Here is a 17246-nt window from a genome sequence, read left to right on the forward strand (position 1 = left end):
TTTGCCCTCGCAGACGCACACGACGGGCGGCTGCTGACCGATGACGGGGATGCCCGGGCGTTCGCGAAAGATCAAGGTCTAACTGTTGTTGGATCGGTTGGTATTCTGTTGGCTGCAATCGATGCTGGAAAGATCGATGAAGCGACTGCTGACGAGTGGCTGTCGATGTGGATCGACGACATCGGCTACTACGTTCCGTATCGAACGATCTCGGAGTATCGTTGACCACCTTTCTCGGAGTTCGAAACAACTGATCNAGAAGTTGAGACTGCGTTCTCCAATGCATATGGAATCGTCACCCATTTCGCCACTTCGTTTCGACGAGTCTTCACCGAAAGAGCCGATACAGAGACAGTGCTTACTGAACGCTGTGCCGGAATGTTAATTTGACTGTGGAACGTCTTACTTTCGAGATAGTAGATATGCTCAAAGAGTTGCCGGGGATCGAGAATATGTGGGCCAGACACTCCAATCCGAAGAGCGGGTGGAGTCGAATAGCCGCAGGGTTCGTGGCCGTGGGCGCACTCTACCATCGGAAATGGAAGTTGTTGGGGCTCACTCTCCTGTTCTTACTCATCAATCCGGTGTTATTCCGCGAACCAAGTGACGAGTTGGATGACTGGATGTACAAAGTCGTACGTGCTGAAGAACGCTGGACTAACGACGGGCACCGCCTCATCGGTCTCGGCTACCCACAACTCCTAAACACCGTGAGTATCCCCATTGGGCTCTATGGCCTCTACGCGGCGTACAAACGCAAGCCTGTCTCAACGTTGGTTTTCACGCTCGCATCACAAGGACTCAACCAGTGGTGTTTGAAGGAGATTATCGAGCACTACGAAGAAGTCGATTCGCAGTAAGAATAGATCCCATACTGATTCTCCGTCCAGAACGATACATGCGTTACCTGTACGTAGCGGCCGTCACTCTTGAGTACAGTTGCGCTTGTGGACGAATACGCATTACGTAGAGTTGCAAATCTATCAAATTACGCAATTAGTCTTGATTGCGGTAATGGGCAGCGAGCATTTCTACAAAGATTCCGATAACTGGGGCAAGTAGAGCTACCGTTCCGCTAAGTTCGCCCATCGAGGTAAGCAGGTACGAGGCATAGCTGAATCCACCGAGTATCAGCAGACAGCCTGCAGCCAAGGACAGGGAATTTCCTACTCCGTCGAAATAGAGCCGAGATGCGCCCCAAAGAACAAAACACACTGGAATAGTCCACCTGACCACGGGTAGAGTCTGTGGATACACCGTTAGCACCCCAGCTACGAGACCTCCACCAATGAGAAGAGTCAAGAGACGCCCAATCGGACTTTTCCAGACTATACTAGCCGATTGACCAACATTCATTATCCGAATGTATTTTCAGTTTCCAATAAGTCTTCTCTCTGTCTGAAGCGGACGTGTTCCCACCGTACTGAGCAGGATAGATAGGCTCTTGCAGTCAAGTCAGAAGCGTTCGCCCGATGGCCTCGACACAGGCTTCGCGACGCGATGTCTTTCGAGCGATCGCAACGGATTCGTACCGAAAGTGGCCAGCGTACGACACAACAGGGTTGTACGACCGGAGTTCGCTCGGCGCACTCGAAGAAGATATTCAGACTATTGCATCAGCTTGGTTCGCTCACAAAGCCTACGACTCGATTGACGAGTTCATTTGTGAACTCCCGTTGAAATACGTTGATTTGACGCCTCACGATCAGTACGATGAGCCAGCCACGTACGAAATACGCACGCTGGTACGGACGTTTCTGCTGAAAGAAGCCTACGGCTGGGACCACGAAACAGCACTCCTTGAGTATCTCAAAGACCAGCCAGTGATCCAACAGCAGCTTGGCTTTGAGACACTTCCTGATCAGTCCACCTTCTGGCGGACATGGCACTGCCGGTTCTCACCTGACCTACAGGAGACGATCCAGGAGAGTGCACGACTTCTCCTCATCAACGCTAACAGAAAAGGCAGCGACGTTCCCAGAGACCCGCTTCATGATTCCGAGAGCCATGAAGAGACCAGTCCCACCGATCACGAAGTGCTCGCCCATGCAGACGAGATTACTGAACAGCTGAGTCATATCGCTTATCCGGCGTTCTCGCTCAATCGCGGGGACAGCTGTGAGATCCATCCGAACGCGTTCTGGGCTCTCCAAACGTATCTCGGACTTCGGGAGAACCTGGCAGCGAACGAAGGAGCACGCAGCTTTTTCTATGATCCACAGCGGGATCGGACACCGTTGGGACACCCTCATCGGACGCATATCCGTGGCCTCTCACTCGATTCGATCCATGAGATGTATCACGAGGCGTTGCAGCGGCTCATCAACCGAGTGTCGGAGACAGACGTTTTCCATCGTGCGGAAGTCCGAGAGCTGAGTCGCGTCCGCCACGACGGGATACGGCGTTTGAGCAGATGATTGGGCGAGTCACTCGGGATATGAAAATCCTCAAAATGGTTACTGACCTAGACCCACAACACGATTTTCCGTCTGAGATGCCAGAGGGTGCCTCCATCGTTCCTAAGGAACCATCAGAGGAGGAACGGAAAGAGGCTCGAGATAGATGCTTGGAAGAGAGCCTCCAACCAATCGAAGAGGTCAAACAGCCCTGAGACGGAAACAATGAGGTGTAGCAGTAGCTAGCTGGGATCTATGGAACAACTGTCTTAGTAGATGTTTTATCAGATAGGAGAGTAAAATATAATAATCATTCTCTACTTATAGTTCGAGATTTATTGTCCGTAGAGGATTATTGGTTTTCGAGAGCGTCGAGGATGCACGCAGAAGCGATTACTGCCTCTTTCGGGACGTCGCTGGCATCGTCGATACTGACTGTATAGGCATCCCGCAGTGAGAACTTCCCTTCGATGTCTCCAACATGGTCGCCATCGGCATCGAATATCTTGTATTTGTTCGGGATGAGGTTCGCACCAGAGACGAGGTGCCGAAGTGCCGAGAGGGGTTTGCTCTTCGATTCAATCGTCGCCAGGGCTTTCCCCGTGTCAGGGTCTCGAACCGTCNCAGAGACGAGGTGCCGAAGTGCCGAGAGGGGTTTGCTCTTCGATTCAATCGTCGCCAGGGCTTTCCCCGTGTCAGGGTCTCGAACCGTCCAGTTCTCCACAAACAACGAATAGTCCTCGTCGAGGATGACGACTTCCTCATCGGTGCCTGCGTCCGTGATGGTGTAGTTCCCTGCGACATCCATGATACCGCCAGCTTTCACGGTGAACGCGTCCTCGTCGTCACCAGTGATGAACGGGAACTCTTCTTTCATCTTAAACATCTTCTGTTTCCCGCGCAGGGCGACATCGCCAGTGCTGTCACGGACGACGTACTTGTTCCGGATTGCTGACTGCTTAACTTCGTAGCGGTCGTCGTCGAGATTGACTGTAGAAATGTCGTAGTTATCTGACGGTGAATCGGATGCAGAGGGTTCAGCCATGGATAACGGGTGAGCCACGTTTCCAAAGAACCTTTTGTTCCCCCNGTCGTAGTTATCTGACGGTGAATCGGATGCAGAGGGTTCAGCCATGGATAACGGGTGAGCCACGTTTCCAAAGAACCTTTTGTTCCCCCCAAGGGAGCATTAGACAGTGGATCACGGATATTTCTGTTAGAGGAGGGATGTTTAACGCATATTCCTCCAACTTCCGTACTCTAGTGTTTCAGGAATTGTGTCGCATCACAAGTAGTGACATCGGCATACTTGCTGNGTTTAACGCATATTCCTCCAACTTCCGTACTCTAGTGTTTCAGGAATTGTGTCGCATCACAAGTAGTGACATCGGCATACTTGCTGCAACAAGGCCGTATACGCCGCCTATCAGCGGTTCGTCGCCCAGCGATGGAGCAAGTGGATAGCCTGTGGCAAATCCGAGTGGATCAAGAATAACTGCCAGAATTATGATCTGCTGTTGGAAGAGCTTTGACTCGAACTATCGGAGAATATTTCGAACCACGGGTTGAGTTCGCCATTTTCTTTGCTTCACTTTTACGTATCGGCTTTTCAATCGAATCACTGTTCTCTCACGATTTGACGGCCGCGAATTTGCGGTTCGCGGCCNATCGGCTTTTCAATCGAATCACTGTTCTCTCACGATTTGACGGCCGCGAATTTGCGGTTCGCGGCCGCGAAATCCCCTCCATCCTTTATGTGGTTCGCAGAATGTATCTCGAATTACTGTGTCTGGCCTTCCGACCTGGATCGATGACCGAATCGACCGAAACCTCGACAATACACTGACACAGGAGCATGTTGTCGAGACGATGATCGACTCAGATCGGCCATTCTTCTCAATTNACCGAATCGACCGAAACCTCGACAATACACTGACACAGGAGCATGTTGTCGAGACGATGATCGACTCAGATCGGCCATTCTTCTCAATTCGCCAACTCCAAGCGCGTGTCAAGCCTGACGTTAGTAAGGCGACCGTCCGGAACCGACTAAACGAGCTACAGGAGATCGATGTCGTCGCCACTGAAACGTATCCTGAGTCAGTTACCCTGTACTACATCAACCATCCAGAGNACCGACTAAACGAGCTACAGGAGATCGATGTCGTCGCCACTGAAACGTATCCTGAGTCAGTTACCCTGTACTACATCAACCATCCAGAGCTGAAGTCGGCTAGGTAGATTGTTCATGCATAGATCTCTTCGGAAATTTGTGCTGCCGGGATGGGCTTTGGGTTCCGTGTCTCTGAAAACCCCCATCTACAACCTCCACCATTTAATCCCGAGGCGCAACAACCGGGCGAATATGACGGAGCAACTGGATAATGGTATCCGTGTGTGGTTGGTTGAACGCACCTACTCCGACGATGAGCAGAATTTGATCATCCTCACCTACGCAACTCCCGATGGTGAGCAGTACTACCGCAAAGAACGAGCACTAACCTCCTTTACCGATGTTCGCGACACCACGGCGGCTGTCGACGCTGACCCGAACAATCTTGGCTCCGTCGACGATACCGACCTTCAAGAGCAATACGCTACCGAAGCACAGCGGATGCAGGAAACTCACGATCACGACGATGTGATCTAACCCCAGTAACCAAATCCGGGCGGTCTAAAGCCATGTATTATGCCTCCGAGCCAGCTATAGTAGTGTATGCGCGAGCTCGTCTTCGCTCTCGAATACGAACCTAAGTGCAACAGGGTGGCAGATACTCTCGCTGACTATCCAGACGCTTGGATTCGATCGCTCTCGCTGCACGTCACTGAGGACCGTCTCTGGCGCGTCGATCACGCTACTGGGACACCCGATGCTCTCGCTGATATCGAAGACGCCTTTCTCAACAGCGACTACTATGCGGACTGTCTCGCAACCGAGGACTGTGATGCTACCCAGACTACACAGATCCTTGACCAGACTGATGACACGCTCGTTCTCTACTCGTACTGGGAGCGCACCCCTCTTTGCTCGTCCATCCCCCACATCGCACGCGACCACCTCGGCGATGGTCTACTGTTCGACACGCGCCACGAGAGTCGTCACTACACCTGGCGCATCATCCATTCCGGCGAGGGCGACGTGAGTGCGTTCTTCGATGAGCTCGCAACTGCCGTCGGCGACTGTGCCCGAACGGAAATACTCCGAACGGCCGCCACCTCGACCTCGACAAACAATACGAACGACAGAACAACCCGGCTCTCGCCAGAACAAGAGGCTGCTCTTCAGGCTGCCGTCGAACACGGCTATTACGAGTCGCCTCGAGAGATCGACGTAGGTGGACTAGCAGAGCACCTCAACGTGCCTCGGTCGACGCTCACCTACCGACTTCGACGGGCGGAAGAACACCTTGCGAAGGAGCACGTTGCTCACGAAAATCTCCCTTCGGAGCCGTCGATATCACCCTGACCTGACTTCCCGTTTGGAACATTCCAACTAAGGCTTATCGAGTTGACTCCCCTATCTCACGGTGATGACCGAGAACGTGGATGCAGTGGAACAGACGGGCGACAGTAAGCAGGCGCGAGAACTGTCCGTCCGGCTTGCCGTTCCGGAGATGGACTGTCCCTCGTGCGCGCAGAAGGTCGGTAAGGCACTCCAACGCGTCGACGGGATCACTGACACGACCCTCCAGCCGACCACTGGCACGGCTACGGTGACCTATAATTCTGACCGTGTGACCGAGGCCGACGTGGTTGCAGCCATTGAGGGTGCGGGCTACGACGTCGTCGGCGATGAAAGCGATTCTCGTGAGGAATCGACCGGAGGAGTGGAAATCGCGCCTCCCTCGGAGATCTGGACGAGTTCGCGCGCCATCAAAACCTGGATCGGAGCAGGGTTTCTCGTGTTCGGTCTCCTCTTCGAGTTCGTACTCACTGGGCAAAACATCGAGGCTGCAACCGTCCTCGACTATCCGCTCACACTCGCGGACGGGCTATTTCTCGTCGCAATCGCCGTCAGCGGCTATCCCGTCGTTCGCGGAGGCTACTACTCCGCGAAGAACCTGAGTCTCGACATCGACTTCCTGATGGGGACGGCGATCATCGCCGCCACCGGCATCGGCTACTTCGTCGAAGCCGCGACACTAGCCGTCCTGTTCAGCATCGCGGAGTTGCTTGAAGATTACGCGATGGATAGAGCACGCAACTCGCTGCGTGAACTGATGGAACTCTCGCCGGATGAGGCCACGGTCCGCCGGAATGGCGATGAGGTGACTGTAGCGGCCGAGGACGTGGACGTAGGCGAAACCGTCATCGTCCGTCCCGGCGAGAAGATCCCACTCGACGGCTCAGTTGTCGAGGGCGAGAGTGCGGTCGATGAGTCTTCAATCACCGGAGAGAGCGTACCTATCGACAAATCTTCCGGCGATGAAGTGTTTGCCGGAAGTATCAACGCGGAAGGCTATCTCGAAGTAGAGGTCACCTCAACGGCGGGTGATTCGACGCTCTCGAAAATCATCGAGATGGTGCAGGGAGCACAGGAGAAGAAAACCGAAAAGGAGCAGTTCGTCGATCGCTTTTCGGGCTACTACACGCCGATAGTGGTCGTGCTGGCAATTCTCACCGCTGCCGTGCCGCCACTCGCGTTCGGATGGCCGTGGCAGACGTGGTTCATCCGTGGTCTCACCCTACTTGTGATCGCGTGCCCGTGCGCATTCGTCATCTCGACGCCCGTTTCGGTCGTTTCCGGGATTACGAGTGCCGCGAAGAACGGCGTGCTCATCAAAGGAGGAAATCACCTCGAAGCAATGGGCGAAATCGACGCTATCGCGATGGACAAAACCGGGACGCTCACGAAGGGTGAACTCACGGTCACCGACGTGATTCCGTTCGGAGACTACAGTGAGCCAGATGTGCTCCGATACGGTGCCGGGTTAGAACAGCGGAGTGAACATCCGATTGCTGAGGCGATTCTCACCCATACTGAGGACTCTGAGGGAACCGATCTTCCTCCTGTCTCGAATTTCGAGAGCCTGACTGGAAAGGGCATTCAAGCTACTATCGACGGTGAGACGTACTATGCAGGCAAACCAGCACTATTCGAGGAACTCGGCTTCGACCTCCCCCAAGCTCGCAGCGTAACTGACGGTGGGGTCGTACCGGAGGAGGTCACTGAGAATTCTAGTCCCGAAGAGGCGGAGAAGGAGTACGCTGACCATGTGTTGGCCGGACTTGAGGAGGAGGGACGAACGGTCGTCCTCATTGGAACGGAAACGGAGTTGCTGGGTGGCATCGCAATTGCTGATGAGGTACGTCCGATCTCACAACGCGCTGTCGAGCGCCTGCATGAGTTGGGTATCGGTCATGTTGTAATGCTCACGGGCGACAATGAGGGAACGGCCCAGGCGATTGCCGAGCAGGTCGGCGTTGACGAGTACCACGCGGAACTCCTCCCTGACCAGAAGGTCGAAGCAATCGATGAGTTGAGTGATGAATACGGCGACGTTGCGATGGTTGGCGACGGCGTGAACGATGCGCCAGCGCTTGCGACCGCGACTGTCGGGATTGCGATGGGGGCTGCCGGAACGGATACAGCGCTTGAAACTGCTGATATCGCACTTATGGGTGACGATCTCTCGAAACTGCCGTACCTCTACGAGCTGTCGGACAAAGCAGGAAACGTGATTCAACAGAACATCTGGACGAGTCTCGGCGCGAAGGCACTGCTCGCGATCGGCGTCCCGCTCGGCTACGTCAGCGTTGCGGTGGCCGTGGTTGTCGGCGATATGGGTATGAGCCTCGGTGTCACTGGCAATGCGATGCGTCTCTCGCGGATGGTTCCCGACACGCTACGGGGAGGCGACTCCTCGAAATGAGTAGCGAGCGGCGCGCTCACGAGCACAGTCTCAACGACAACCGATGGTTACAACTCGCCGGTATCGCGCTCGGGATGGTAGTGGTCGCTTCGGCACCTGTAGTCGTTTCAGGAATGGCAGCGGCCCAAGGAAGTCAAACGTTTATCGTCGAGCAGGGTTCACAGTGCGTGCAGATCACGCCCCTTGGCGACGGCACACAATCCGTTGAGGAGTTCTACGATTATAAAGTGTTGAATGATACGGCGAATTATAGTTCGCTCGGAACTACTGATATCCAACTCGACCAGACCATTCAGGTATTCGTTTACCGAGGTTCTGATGGGCTAAGTCTCGTCTTCCTCAACGACAAGATCGATGAACCAGGCGGTTACGTCGCCACAGCCGATATCTCAGGTCTTCCGGCGGATGGTCAGTGGGTGGTTGAGGACGACAACTACACCAACCGCGACGACACTTTCAGCTACAACGATACAGGCGCACATATCGAATGGAGCGCCAACGGAAGGCGTACGGATGGAGCCGCCTTCCGCGGACTCGAAAGTTCGAACTATCGTACTATCACTGTGGACATCAAGTTCAACGACGAAACAGACCGCTATCCGTTTGAGGAATGGAGTGGATCACCCGAGCAGAACGAAATCGAGAGCTGGGTCGCTCGCTCCGGAACGGGCGAAACGACCGAACTCAACATGAGTCAACCAGTCGACCTCAGTCCAGGCACCTGCAGCGGCGGCGTGAGTACGTTTACTGCCACGTCAAGTAGCGCGGGCAACGCTACAACCGAAACAGCGAGAGCGACCGAGACGACCACGACCCAGACTGCAACTGCAACAACTACGACGCAGAGCGAGGCAACAGCCTCGACTGCGACGCAGACTACCGAGATACCGACCACGACGGCAACACAGACCGCAACGGCAACAAGGACACCAATTACCACGACAACCCGATCCCCGGTGGACGAAACGAGTAAGTCGACGAGTGGTGTAGGCGGAACGACTAAGCAAATTGACGATGACGGAAACGGGAGCGGGGCGTTCGGGCCGGGCTTCGGTGTCGGAGTCGCGCTCGTCGCTGTCCTGGTCCTTGCGGCGGCTGTGGTTGCACGCCGAGGCAACTAACTAAGATACTATAGTTGTTTTGACAATCAAGGACAGAAGATGGGGATGGATACATCACAGGATGGTTCGCCGGGTGACGGTTTCTATATGGAAACTGATTGGTCGCGTCGCAGAATCCTTTGGTCGCGTCGCACACTACTTCCGAGGGTTATTCTCGATGGGAAAGCTGATCCCGCCGATTAGGCGGGATCTGCGCTCGTTCAACCGAACCAAATAGAGCCGGACTGTCACATTCGATTTCGATGAGTCAACCGGTTCGATGATCACGACGATACCGGCCGATACGACGGTGTGAATCGATGGAGACAGCACTGCGTCCAGTCGCTGGCGAGCCCAGCAGCTCAACACAGGGGCAGCTGCCGCCGCCGATCACGTCAGCTCCATTCGGAGAATCCACGCAGCATGTCTGTCCCGATCGTTTCAGCTGTCGTTCTGTCCAGCCCATGCTCGTCCATCAACCGCTGGATCGCTGCAGTCCGGACCAGCAGTCTGGTGACCTCCTCGAACGAATCAAAGCCGCCATTGTCCTCACCTGTTTCGAGGCGATGGGTCGCGACGAACGCCTGGGTGAGCATCACAACCGCCATATGGTGGTTGAACCCACGCCAGGTGCGGCCTTGAAACTCGTCAGCGCCCAGCACCTGCTTGATATCGCGGTGATACTGTTCGATCGTCCACCGAAGATGTGCCCACTCGACGAGGTCGTCGAGTGACGACTCGTCGAGTCCCCAGCACAGCCAGGCTGCCAGTTCGCCTTCGCCGTCGTTGGTGCCGGAGTGGTGATCGCGCTGCAGGAGCAGCCAGCCCGTTTCCTCGCCAACACGACCAAAGTACGCGTCCGTGCATACCCGGACGCGCTTCCGATAGAACGATCCCGTCAGATCACCGTTCGTTCCTTCGTTCCAGGTCAGTTCCGTCCAATCATCGTCCTCAAGCTGGTCGGCAATATCTGCGGCTGGTTCCGGGTCGACATCGTCCGGAACAGTGTGGTACTGACGTGGCGGGCCTCGTTTATCGGTCGGACCTGGTTCAAGTACTGGTGCGGACTCAGCAACGACGTGCAATCCACCGGTTTCGAGGGCAAGGACGTATGGCTCGCCCAACTTGCGAAGTCGTTCCCTGAACGACGAGCGTCGACCGAAGTTGGCGTCACCGAGCACGCAAGCGTGCTCGATATCGGCATCGACGGCCCGTTCGATCAGGTCAGCCGCGATGTCGTACTTGGGCTGGTGGCTGATATCTGACGGAATGGCAGCGTCTGCTCGTCGCTGGGCGTACTGTTCGCGTTGCTGTTGGCTGTCGTAGACGGTTTCTCCCTCGCCAGTCCACTCTTTGGGGAGATAGAGCCGAGAGCCAAGCGGCCAGGTGCGCTGATCGGCGTTGCGATCAGCGCCTGGCCGAGCGAGCGTACAGTTGATCGTCACCTGGCAGTTGTCGACGGATGTTGTGGCTCCGCACCACTGGGAGCCGACACCGACGCTGTGATGGCCCTGCTTGGGAATGCCCATGCCGTCGACGATGATCGCTGCGTCAGGTCCGTCCATCGCGTCAGGAACGGTCGCCCGCAGCTGGTCTTGGACCGCTGCGGGCTCCCAGACACTCTCGCGAACAAATCGTTCGAGTCGTTCCTGATCAGCACCAACGCGGGAGGCCAGTCCTGTGATGGACTTGCGCTTGCCCGGACGAAGCAGCGCTCTGAAGTACTGATCGGCATGGATCCAGGTTCGTTCCCAGTGTGGCCAGGTTGAGCCGTCCAATCGGGTCGTAAACGCCGATTTGAACGGTGTGAGGAAGTTGCGAGCAGCGACGTTATTGTGCGGAAGAACGGACGACATGACTGATCGTGTCTCTCACGGATTGCTGAGACGATAGCTGTTCGGCAGACGTATTCCTCGGAAGTAGTGTGCGACGCGACCAAAAGACTGGTATCAGTGCTGGATGGTTGCTCGGGTTCGGCGTCAGCCGAACCCTTCGCAGAGATCGCGACACTCGGCTAAGGAGGCCGCTGCAGCATGTCCAGCGCACGCCAGCCTGGTCAGCCAGGCTGGCGTGCGCGTCCGATCACTATCCAAAACGGTACATCTGAAGAACCCGTCACCTCAACCTGGAGTTCTCCGAACAGCATCCTACTCCCCCCGAAGAACTCCGTTCAGTTCAGCTTCAATTTAGCAGTACTTATTTATGTTAGTGGATTGCTGTGTTCACTATGGAAAATAATAATAGGTCCCAATACGTTTCGAGGAGAAAATTACTTCAGACCAGCGGCGTATCTCTTGCTGGCTCTCCGCTACTCATCTCAACAGTGAGTGGGAACGAGCAACAAGAGTCTTGTGCGGAATGTCCAGACCATATTAAGGATACTGACACCGCTACCTATTATCGTGTCAGCGATGAAAATGGCGATCATATGATTAAGAAACGAAAAGATACCAACACGATCGAAGTAGCAAAAGTATCTTCTAATGATGATACTTTAAAATCAGCTTCTTCTCAAATAGCTCTGGAAGAATCTCAGTACTCAACTACTGCACGAAGCTATGATAGCTTTAGCAAGCGTATCGGCAGTTGTTCAAGCTACTATAACAACCATTATTATAAAGGTGCAAACATAATAACTGATGAGAATCCGCACACAATATCTACGTCAGTTCTTGGGGGAATGATTTGCGCAGCTCTCCCAATTCCTGGTGGACGGATTGCAGCGATATTTGCAGGAGGATTTTGCTCTGGACTAGCAGCGTTAGTCCAGGAGATAATTTACGATTCATCGTTTACCGTTGGAGTCTGGGACCGCGATAGTTGGAGAGTGCCGGGAATTTCCTATGGGGTTGGAGATCATGGTTCTAATTACTACGAATTAACAAGAGATGGCACTGCAACGGGCGTACACACGGGTTCTTTCTAACCTGACTGGAATGAAATATATAATGTGTCCATCCAATCAAGGTATATAAACGATGGACTTGATCACTATCTCGTATGCTATTGTCGGTGTAATTGCAGGATTAGTTATATTTATGCTTGATCAAACAGTACTAGAAAATAATAATATTATATACTATACTGTATTGCTTTTAGTCATCATTTCAATCGCAATTCTCGCTGACCGATCCCTACTTGCCGCAATGATCGTACTCGCCTTCATGGTATCTAGTACCATTATCCTAAAAGTAAGTGGAATATTGCGGCTTTAATTTGTGACAATTAGTTAATCAATTGATGTGAAATGTCATCAGGATTAGTATTTCGATCTCACATCCAAAGTGGGTGTGGTCTTCTCTTCTATCCGATCAGCGTATCCCGGTGTTCATCAACCTGTTCTAGTAAGCAAGTGCGGACGCGATCCGCCTCAAAATCAACGCCGACCGTGCATAGCTCCTCGTTCGACGGGGAGTGACCCCCCTCGCCGCGCACTGTAGCGACCACGTCGTCCAATTGGTTGAGGGCCTCATCGCGCATTTCACCGACTGCAGACACTTCGATGTCGAGATCACGCGCTTCCCAACGCTTGTCCTCTTCAATGGGAAGAATGCTTCGAGTGTTGTTCATGAAAGCATGTACNCTTTGTTCGACTCCTCAGGATTTGGCAGATGTGGTGAGCCGTTTGACCGCCCAGCTTGGTACCAGACTCGATCAAGAACACTCCGTAAGTGTTCTAATTCGAACTCAGAAGGCTGAATCTCCTGAAGTTTCATCAGCGAGGTCGTAAACCTAGCCGGGAAATTTCCTGACTCGAAGTGGAGGTACTCGCTCGTACTAATCACGTACTGATCTACATTGAGCAACGCAACTGAAATGAAAACTGGCGGTTTGACCCCGAGATCCTCAAAGCTGTGCAGAGCCCCTTTTACTGTTGGTAGTTGGATAGCGTGATCAGAACTCACCGGCTAGTGATGTCTCTGATCCTGATCTGAGTTCTCCACCGAGGATAGACTGGAGCTGTTCNGTAGTTGGATAGCGTGATCAGAACTCACCGGCTAGTGATGTCTCTGATCCTGATCTGAGTTCTCCACCGAGGATAGACTGGAGCTGTTCAGGTGGATCGAGTCCTCGCCGTTTCCACGTGGCTATCATGGTCGTGATCGTTTCGTGAATCTGGACCCCTTCGACTGAGCGGAGGGTCCGGAACATCTTCCGCAGCACCACTTGCTCGCGCAGAGCGCGCTCTGCGCGATTATTCGTCGAATCGACGTCTAGCTCCGTGATGAACGTCAGCCAGTGCCCTAACCCGTTCCTGATCTTCTCGATCAGCTTCTGAACCTCCTGTACCTCGTAATCTTCCCTAATCAGCCCCTCCAAGTGTAACAACGCCTCCGCCCGCTTCTGTTCGCGGGCGGAGGCGGACGGATCCTCCTCGTCGAACGCCGTTAAATCGTCATGGAGAGCGTGCAACTCCGCAGATAACGTCTCTGCTTCCTCGTACCGTTCAGCAACGTACTCTGCCTCCCGCAACAGATGTGCCCAGCATCGTTGGAGCTTCGTATGATAGCTCGGATACGCTGACCAGCCGTCACAGCTGAGCGTCGAGTCCTCGGCGAATTCCTCGCCGAGGACCTCCTCTAACACCTGGCTTCCACGACTCTCATCAACCCAAAACAGCACTTCCTCGTCAGTCACGAATGTCCACGCCCAGTGTTGCTCTCCGTCGACAGGGAAGCCCGTTTCATCGCAGTAAACGACCTCGCTCTCCTGGATACTGGCTTTGACGTCCTCATACGCGGGTCGCAGCCGGTCTGCGACCCGCTTGGTCAGATTGTAGATCGTTCGATGGGAGATGGGGAGATCGAGTTCCCAGTCAAACAGCTCCGCCTGTTTGCGGTTCGGGAGTCGCTGATGGAACCTACCGAGGGCGGTTTGGGCCATGATATTTGGCCCAAACCGCCCGGTCTCCGGGCAGTCAGGATGTTCAGCAACGACCTCGTTTCCACAAGAACAGCGGTGTTTGCCGAGTTCGTACTCGACGACAGTGGTTGGAATGGGAAGGGGAATGTCGATTACAGTTCGTGAGACGTAGCTATCCGGGTTAGAGAGGATGTGCTCACAGTCTGGGCAATATCCCTGATCGACTCGAATAGTCTCCTCTGGTTCCGGCGGTGGTCGAGTTGTTCCTTCGTGACCTTCGCTCCGTCCAGGGGATGAGTCGCTGGCGGCGTCAGCGTCGCCGCCAGCGTCGTCTTCTTGGTTTTCCTCTTCCTCGTCACTGTCACCGTTACCAGATGACCCACCTGCACCACCCTGTTTACTGGACGGTGTATGTGCGTTTTCGTACCACTTGAGGCGTGCTTGTAGGTCCTTGATCTGCTGTTGCTGTAGATCTATCTGCTGTTGCTGTACAGCGAGTTGGCGACGAAGAAGACGATTCTCGAACTCTTGGACTACGTGTTGCTGGCGGAGGTGCGTACTGTCCTCGGTACGGATCGCGGAATCTATCGATTCCGGCGATCCGCCAATCCCCAGCGCCACAGTTGGTTCACCATTGAGAGACCACTCATGAGACTGCTACGAAATCGGTCTGACGGAAGGTCGCTATCCAACTACCNTCCCCAGCGCCACAGTTGGTTCACCATTGAGAGACCACTCATGAGACTGCTACGAAATCGGTCTGACGGAAGGTCGCTATCCAACTACCGAGGATATACGATTTGTTGATGAGTGCAGCGATCACGAGAATCGGCACGTCGTCTTGCTTGTCTGTCTTCGGCTCGTAGTGGTGCAACTCCAGCATGTCCTCAGTAGAGACGACCTCACTCGGTGTCTGACCCACCTCAACGGTCGAAGCTTCGTCGAGTCGCTCTTTTGTAACCGAGAGCTTGTGGAGCGGTTCTGTGATTGTATCCACTATCTCGCACGAGCGGTTACGCATCGGTGCGACCGGATTGAGTGGAAAATTAGTAAGTGTTGACATTGGTGTCTGGATATTGCGAAATGGCCGGGCCGAATGGGATTCGTGTCGTTTGTGCTGATTCAGCGTCGATTCACCGAATGGAGCGTCAATCCGCGAGCGAGGTCAACTCCTCAACGTCGGGGATGGATTCGCTCGCGACGGTAATCTGCTGCATGCGCTGTTCGTGTTTGTTCGTCGCGTAGTCGGTGAGTTCTGTCGGTGTGACGCCTTCGTCACCGGCGCGCTCGTAGCTCGGAATCGCCGCCTGCACCAACGGCAAGAGGTCACCGACAGTCTCCTCGATGACGGCTGGCTGTACGCGCTCGGTCTGGATGAGTTCTTTGAGCTTTGCCATCCCGAAGCCGACGTGGCGGCCTTCGTCGCTGCGAATGTAGGTGAGGCCCGAGACCAGTCCCGGCAGATGGGGAAGGTCAGGATAGGTGTCCTCGTCGAACTGGCGCGTGAGTCCGTAGTAGCCGGTCTGGGCGAGGATACCCTCGACAGTCATATGGTAGTGTGAGTACGATTTCGCGCGGTTTTCGGGCGTGTCCGCATCGAGCAGTGTGGCCATTGCAGCCTCGTTGCGCTCGAACAGCTCGTCGTATTCGTCCGAGAACCACCGCTCGTCAGCCGGCGAGGAGTGTTCCTGCCCACGGTCGTCCTCCGCCGCGTGGATCACTTCACGCCAGTACCGGTCGAAGAAGTCCGAGTGTTTGGCCTCTTCGTAGAGTTGGGTCGTGATGAACAGCTGGTCCTCGAAGTCATCGAGCGTGACCGCCAGCGGTGCGAGATCTTCCGCAACGGCATCCTCTCCCGCACCGAACAGCGCGAGCGCGCGCTTCAATCCCTCGAACGCTGCATCGTCGAGTTCGCCGAGTGCCTCACGGTCGGCGTCAAGGTCGATGTCGTGAGGGTCCCAGTGTTTCTCAACGGCGTGGCGGTAGTATCTGAACGTCTGTGCATCAGTATCGATCTGCATCGGTGCGTCAGTGGTCGCCATTACAGCTACGAGTAGGCCTCGTAGGTGAACGAGTGTTGAGCCTAACTCGTTGTGGTATTTATCAATGCCGTTCGTCGAGAGCGACAGTATGCCGAATGAGTCGGTCCTGTGCGCGGCGAAGTCGTTCGGAGACTGACGGTGCGGACACGCCGAATTCAGCCCCAATCTCCGCTAAGGAGCCAGTTCGCGGAATCGAGAAATAGCCCGCTTCGTGGGCAGCAAGCAACGTTTCGCGCTGTTTTGGCGTGAGGCCATACTCGTCGTCGGTCTCGGGTGAGGCTTCGAATATCTGGTCGAGTCGAAACGTAATATCGTACGTTTCACAGGAGTCGTAGAATTCGGCGAGTTCCTCACGGTCGGCAAACCGGATACGTGCTCGCCATCCCGTCGGCGTGATTGTCGCGTTGATTGGGGCGGTATCCAATCGAACGAACTCAGTGTAGATGGCTGGCGGTTGTTCGGATAACTCCACGCGATAGAGACGACGATTCTGTGTCGTTCCGAGTACACTGTACGTCGCCACCGCCGTCTCGTCGAGCGCCGGTTCGAGTGTATCGAATGTTCCACCTTTGGCCCAGAAAACGATCACCGGCCGGCTGCGCTCGGAGATCAGAATGTCATCAATTCTGAGAGTTGAGTCCGGAGCAGTAGCGGCAACCGCTGTTAGCGGTAATCGGTCCGAGATCAGATCGAACTCGACAACGAGAGTCATTGGTATTCGAGAGAAGAGAGACTCTCTTCAGCAATAAAAGAGCCTACGTGGTGTGAGATGTTCGATTCAAACCCTCTCAACGATAGACCCAGCGAGGGCGCGGGTGTAAACCAGGCCAATTATCGGTACTTCCCGACTGGTGTGAGAGCTGGAGCTAAAGCGTTGGTCTCATGAGGAAGATGTCTGGTTGAGTGAATGTGTTCAAGATACCTCAGCCAGACGGTGTTCTTTCGGATTCGGACGTGAAAGATTTAGCGGAA

The 17246-nt window shown here is 54.5% G+C and carries 14 protein-coding genes and 4 pseudogenes; 10 read left to right on the plus strand and 8 right to left on the minus strand.

Annotation, left to right across the window (positions count from 1 at the left end):
- From C492_RS08105 to C492_RS24515, 4 genes and pseudogenes are all read left to right on the plus strand, one after another.
- Positions 1-225: pseudogene (locus C492_RS08105) on the plus strand (twitching motility protein PilT); the annotation flags it as partial.
- A gap of 197 nt (positions 226-422) precedes the next feature.
- Positions 423-860, plus strand: coding sequence for a DUF6653 family protein (locus C492_RS08110; protein WP_008422275.1), 438 nt, complete (start codon positions 423-425; stop codon positions 858-860).
- Positions 861-1472: 612 nt separating this feature from the next.
- On the plus strand, positions 1473-2417 hold the full coding sequence (locus C492_RS08115; RefSeq protein ID WP_008422276.1) for a transposase: 945 nt from the start codon (positions 1473-1475) through the stop codon (positions 2415-2417).
- A 20-nt stretch (positions 2418-2437) separates the two neighbouring features.
- Positions 2438-2611 (plus strand): hypothetical protein, encoded by a 174-nt coding sequence (locus tag C492_RS24515; RefSeq protein WP_169333442.1) that lies wholly within the window; start codon positions 2438-2440, stop codon positions 2609-2611.
- Positions 2612-2748: 137 nt separating this feature from the next.
- Here C492_RS24515 and C492_RS08120 read toward each other — a convergent pair whose 3' ends face one another.
- Positions 2749-3441: an LURP-one-related/scramblase family protein gene (locus C492_RS08120; RefSeq protein WP_008422277.1), complete on the minus strand. Its 693-nt coding sequence runs from the start codon at positions 3439-3441 to the stop codon at positions 2749-2751.
- Positions 3442-4265: 824 nt separating this feature from the next.
- Between C492_RS08120 and C492_RS08125 the strand changes: the two are divergent.
- From C492_RS08125 to C492_RS08145, 5 genes and pseudogenes are all read left to right on the plus strand, one after another.
- A pseudogene (locus C492_RS08125) lies at positions 4266-4535 on the plus strand (hypothetical protein); the annotation flags it as partial.
- Between the two features lie 226 nt (positions 4536-4761).
- A complete protein-coding gene (locus C492_RS08130; protein ID WP_008422279.1) occupies positions 4762-5046 on the plus strand; it encodes a hypothetical protein in 285 nt (94 codons plus the stop codon).
- A 66-nt stretch (positions 5047-5112) separates the two neighbouring features.
- Positions 5113-5862, plus strand: coding sequence for a helix-turn-helix domain-containing protein (locus C492_RS08135; RefSeq protein ID WP_008422280.1), 750 nt, complete (start codon positions 5113-5115; stop codon positions 5860-5862).
- Positions 5863-5926: 64 nt separating this feature from the next.
- Positions 5927-8269 carry a heavy metal translocating P-type ATPase gene (locus C492_RS08140; RefSeq protein ID WP_193364847.1) on the plus strand — a complete coding sequence of 781 codons (2343 nt, stop codon included), beginning with the start codon at positions 5927-5929 and terminating at the stop codon, positions 8267-8269.
- Complete coding sequence (locus C492_RS08145) at positions 8266-9390, plus strand: hypothetical protein (RefSeq protein WP_008422282.1); 1125 nt, start codon at positions 8266-8268, stop codon at positions 9388-9390. Before C492_RS08140 ends, C492_RS08145 begins: the two co-directional genes overlap by 4 nt.
- Before the next feature lie 374 nt (positions 9391-9764).
- On the opposite strand, the gene C492_RS08150 is transcribed toward C492_RS08145, so the two are convergent.
- Positions 9765-11225 (minus strand): IS701 family transposase, encoded by a 1461-nt coding sequence (locus C492_RS08150; RefSeq protein ID WP_008422284.1) that lies wholly within the window; start codon positions 11223-11225, stop codon positions 9765-9767.
- Positions 11226-11351: 126 nt separating this feature from the next.
- Positions 11352-11512 (minus strand): annotated as a pseudogene (locus C492_RS26050) (IS6 family transposase); the annotation flags it as partial.
- A gap of 84 nt (positions 11513-11596) precedes the next feature.
- Between C492_RS26050 and C492_RS23580 the strand changes: the two are divergent.
- Positions 11597-12295, plus strand: a complete 699-nt coding sequence (locus tag C492_RS23580) for a hypothetical protein (protein ID WP_152424844.1) — start codon at positions 11597-11599, stop codon at positions 12293-12295.
- A 377-nt stretch (positions 12296-12672) separates the two neighbouring features.
- Here the strand turns inward: C492_RS23580 and C492_RS08155 are convergent, their stop codons facing one another.
- The 5 genes and pseudogenes from C492_RS08155 to C492_RS08180 form a co-directional block, all read right to left on the minus strand.
- A complete protein-coding gene (locus C492_RS08155) occupies positions 12673-12939 on the minus strand; it encodes a type II toxin-antitoxin system HicB family antitoxin (protein WP_008422286.1) in 267 nt (88 codons plus the stop codon).
- A gap of 414 nt (positions 12940-13353) precedes the next feature.
- On the minus strand, positions 13354-14853 hold the full coding sequence (tnpC, locus tag C492_RS22510; RefSeq protein ID WP_083898783.1) for an IS66 family transposase: 1500 nt from the start codon (positions 14851-14853) through the stop codon (positions 13354-13356).
- Between the two features lie 166 nt (positions 14854-15019).
- Positions 15020-15253: pseudogene (locus C492_RS25835) on the minus strand (class III poly(R)-hydroxyalkanoic acid synthase subunit PhaC); the annotation flags it as partial.
- Between the two features lie 127 nt (positions 15254-15380).
- The gene (locus tag C492_RS08175) at positions 15381-16274 is read right to left on the minus strand and encodes a ribonucleotide-diphosphate reductase subunit beta (protein ID WP_008422292.1); all 894 of its coding nucleotides are present in this window, start codon (positions 16272-16274) and stop codon (positions 15381-15383) included.
- A gap of 61 nt (positions 16275-16335) precedes the next feature.
- Entirely contained in the window at positions 16336-16986 is a 651-nt protein-coding gene (locus C492_RS08180) for a helix-turn-helix domain-containing protein (RefSeq protein WP_008422294.1), read from the minus strand.
- Between the last annotated feature and the right edge of the window lie 260 nt (positions 16987-17246).

It is taken from the genome of Natronococcus jeotgali DSM 18795 (assembly GCF_000337695.1).
Taxonomy (GTDB): domain Archaea; phylum Halobacteriota; class Halobacteria; order Halobacteriales; family Natrialbaceae; genus Natronococcus; species Natronococcus jeotgali.

Bases quoted from the DNA above. Each gene is read 5' to 3' on its own strand.
- C492_RS08180 (WP_008422294.1), bottom strand. From the start codon at position 16,986: ATGACTCTCGTTGTCGAGTTCGATCTGATCTCGGACCGATTACCGCTA.
- C492_RS23580 (WP_152424844.1), top strand. From the start codon at position 11,597: ATGGAAAATAATAATAGGTCCCAATACGTTTCGAGGAGAAAATTACTT.
- C492_RS08130 (WP_008422279.1), top strand. From the start codon at position 4,762: ATGACGGAGCAACTGGATAATGGTATCCGTGTGTGGTTGGTTGAACGC.
- C492_RS08115 (WP_008422276.1), top strand. From the start codon at position 1,473: ATGGCCTCGACACAGGCTTCGCGACGCGATGTCTTTCGAGCGATCGCA.
- C492_RS08135 (WP_008422280.1), top strand. From the start codon at position 5,113: ATGCGCGAGCTCGTCTTCGCTCTCGAATACGAACCTAAGTGCAACAGG.
- C492_RS08140 (WP_193364847.1), top strand. From the start codon at position 5,927: ATGACCGAGAACGTGGATGCAGTGGAACAGACGGGCGACAGTAAGCAG.
- C492_RS08175 (WP_008422292.1), bottom strand. From the start codon at position 16,274: ATGGCGACCACTGACGCACCGATGCAGATCGATACTGATGCACAGACG.
- C492_RS24515 (WP_169333442.1), top strand. From the start codon at position 2,438: ATGAAAATCCTCAAAATGGTTACTGACCTAGACCCACAACACGATTTT.
- C492_RS08150 (WP_008422284.1), bottom strand. From the start codon at position 11,225: ATGTCGTCCGTTCTTCCGCACAATAACGTCGCTGCTCGCAACTTCCTC.
- C492_RS08145 (WP_008422282.1), top strand. From the start codon at position 8,266: ATGAGTAGCGAGCGGCGCGCTCACGAGCACAGTCTCAACGACAACCGA.
- C492_RS08110 (WP_008422275.1), top strand. From the start codon at position 423: ATGCTCAAAGAGTTGCCGGGGATCGAGAATATGTGGGCCAGACACTCC.
- C492_RS08155 (WP_008422286.1), bottom strand. From the start codon at position 12,939: ATGAACAACACTCGAAGCATTCTTCCCATTGAAGAGGACAAGCGTTGG.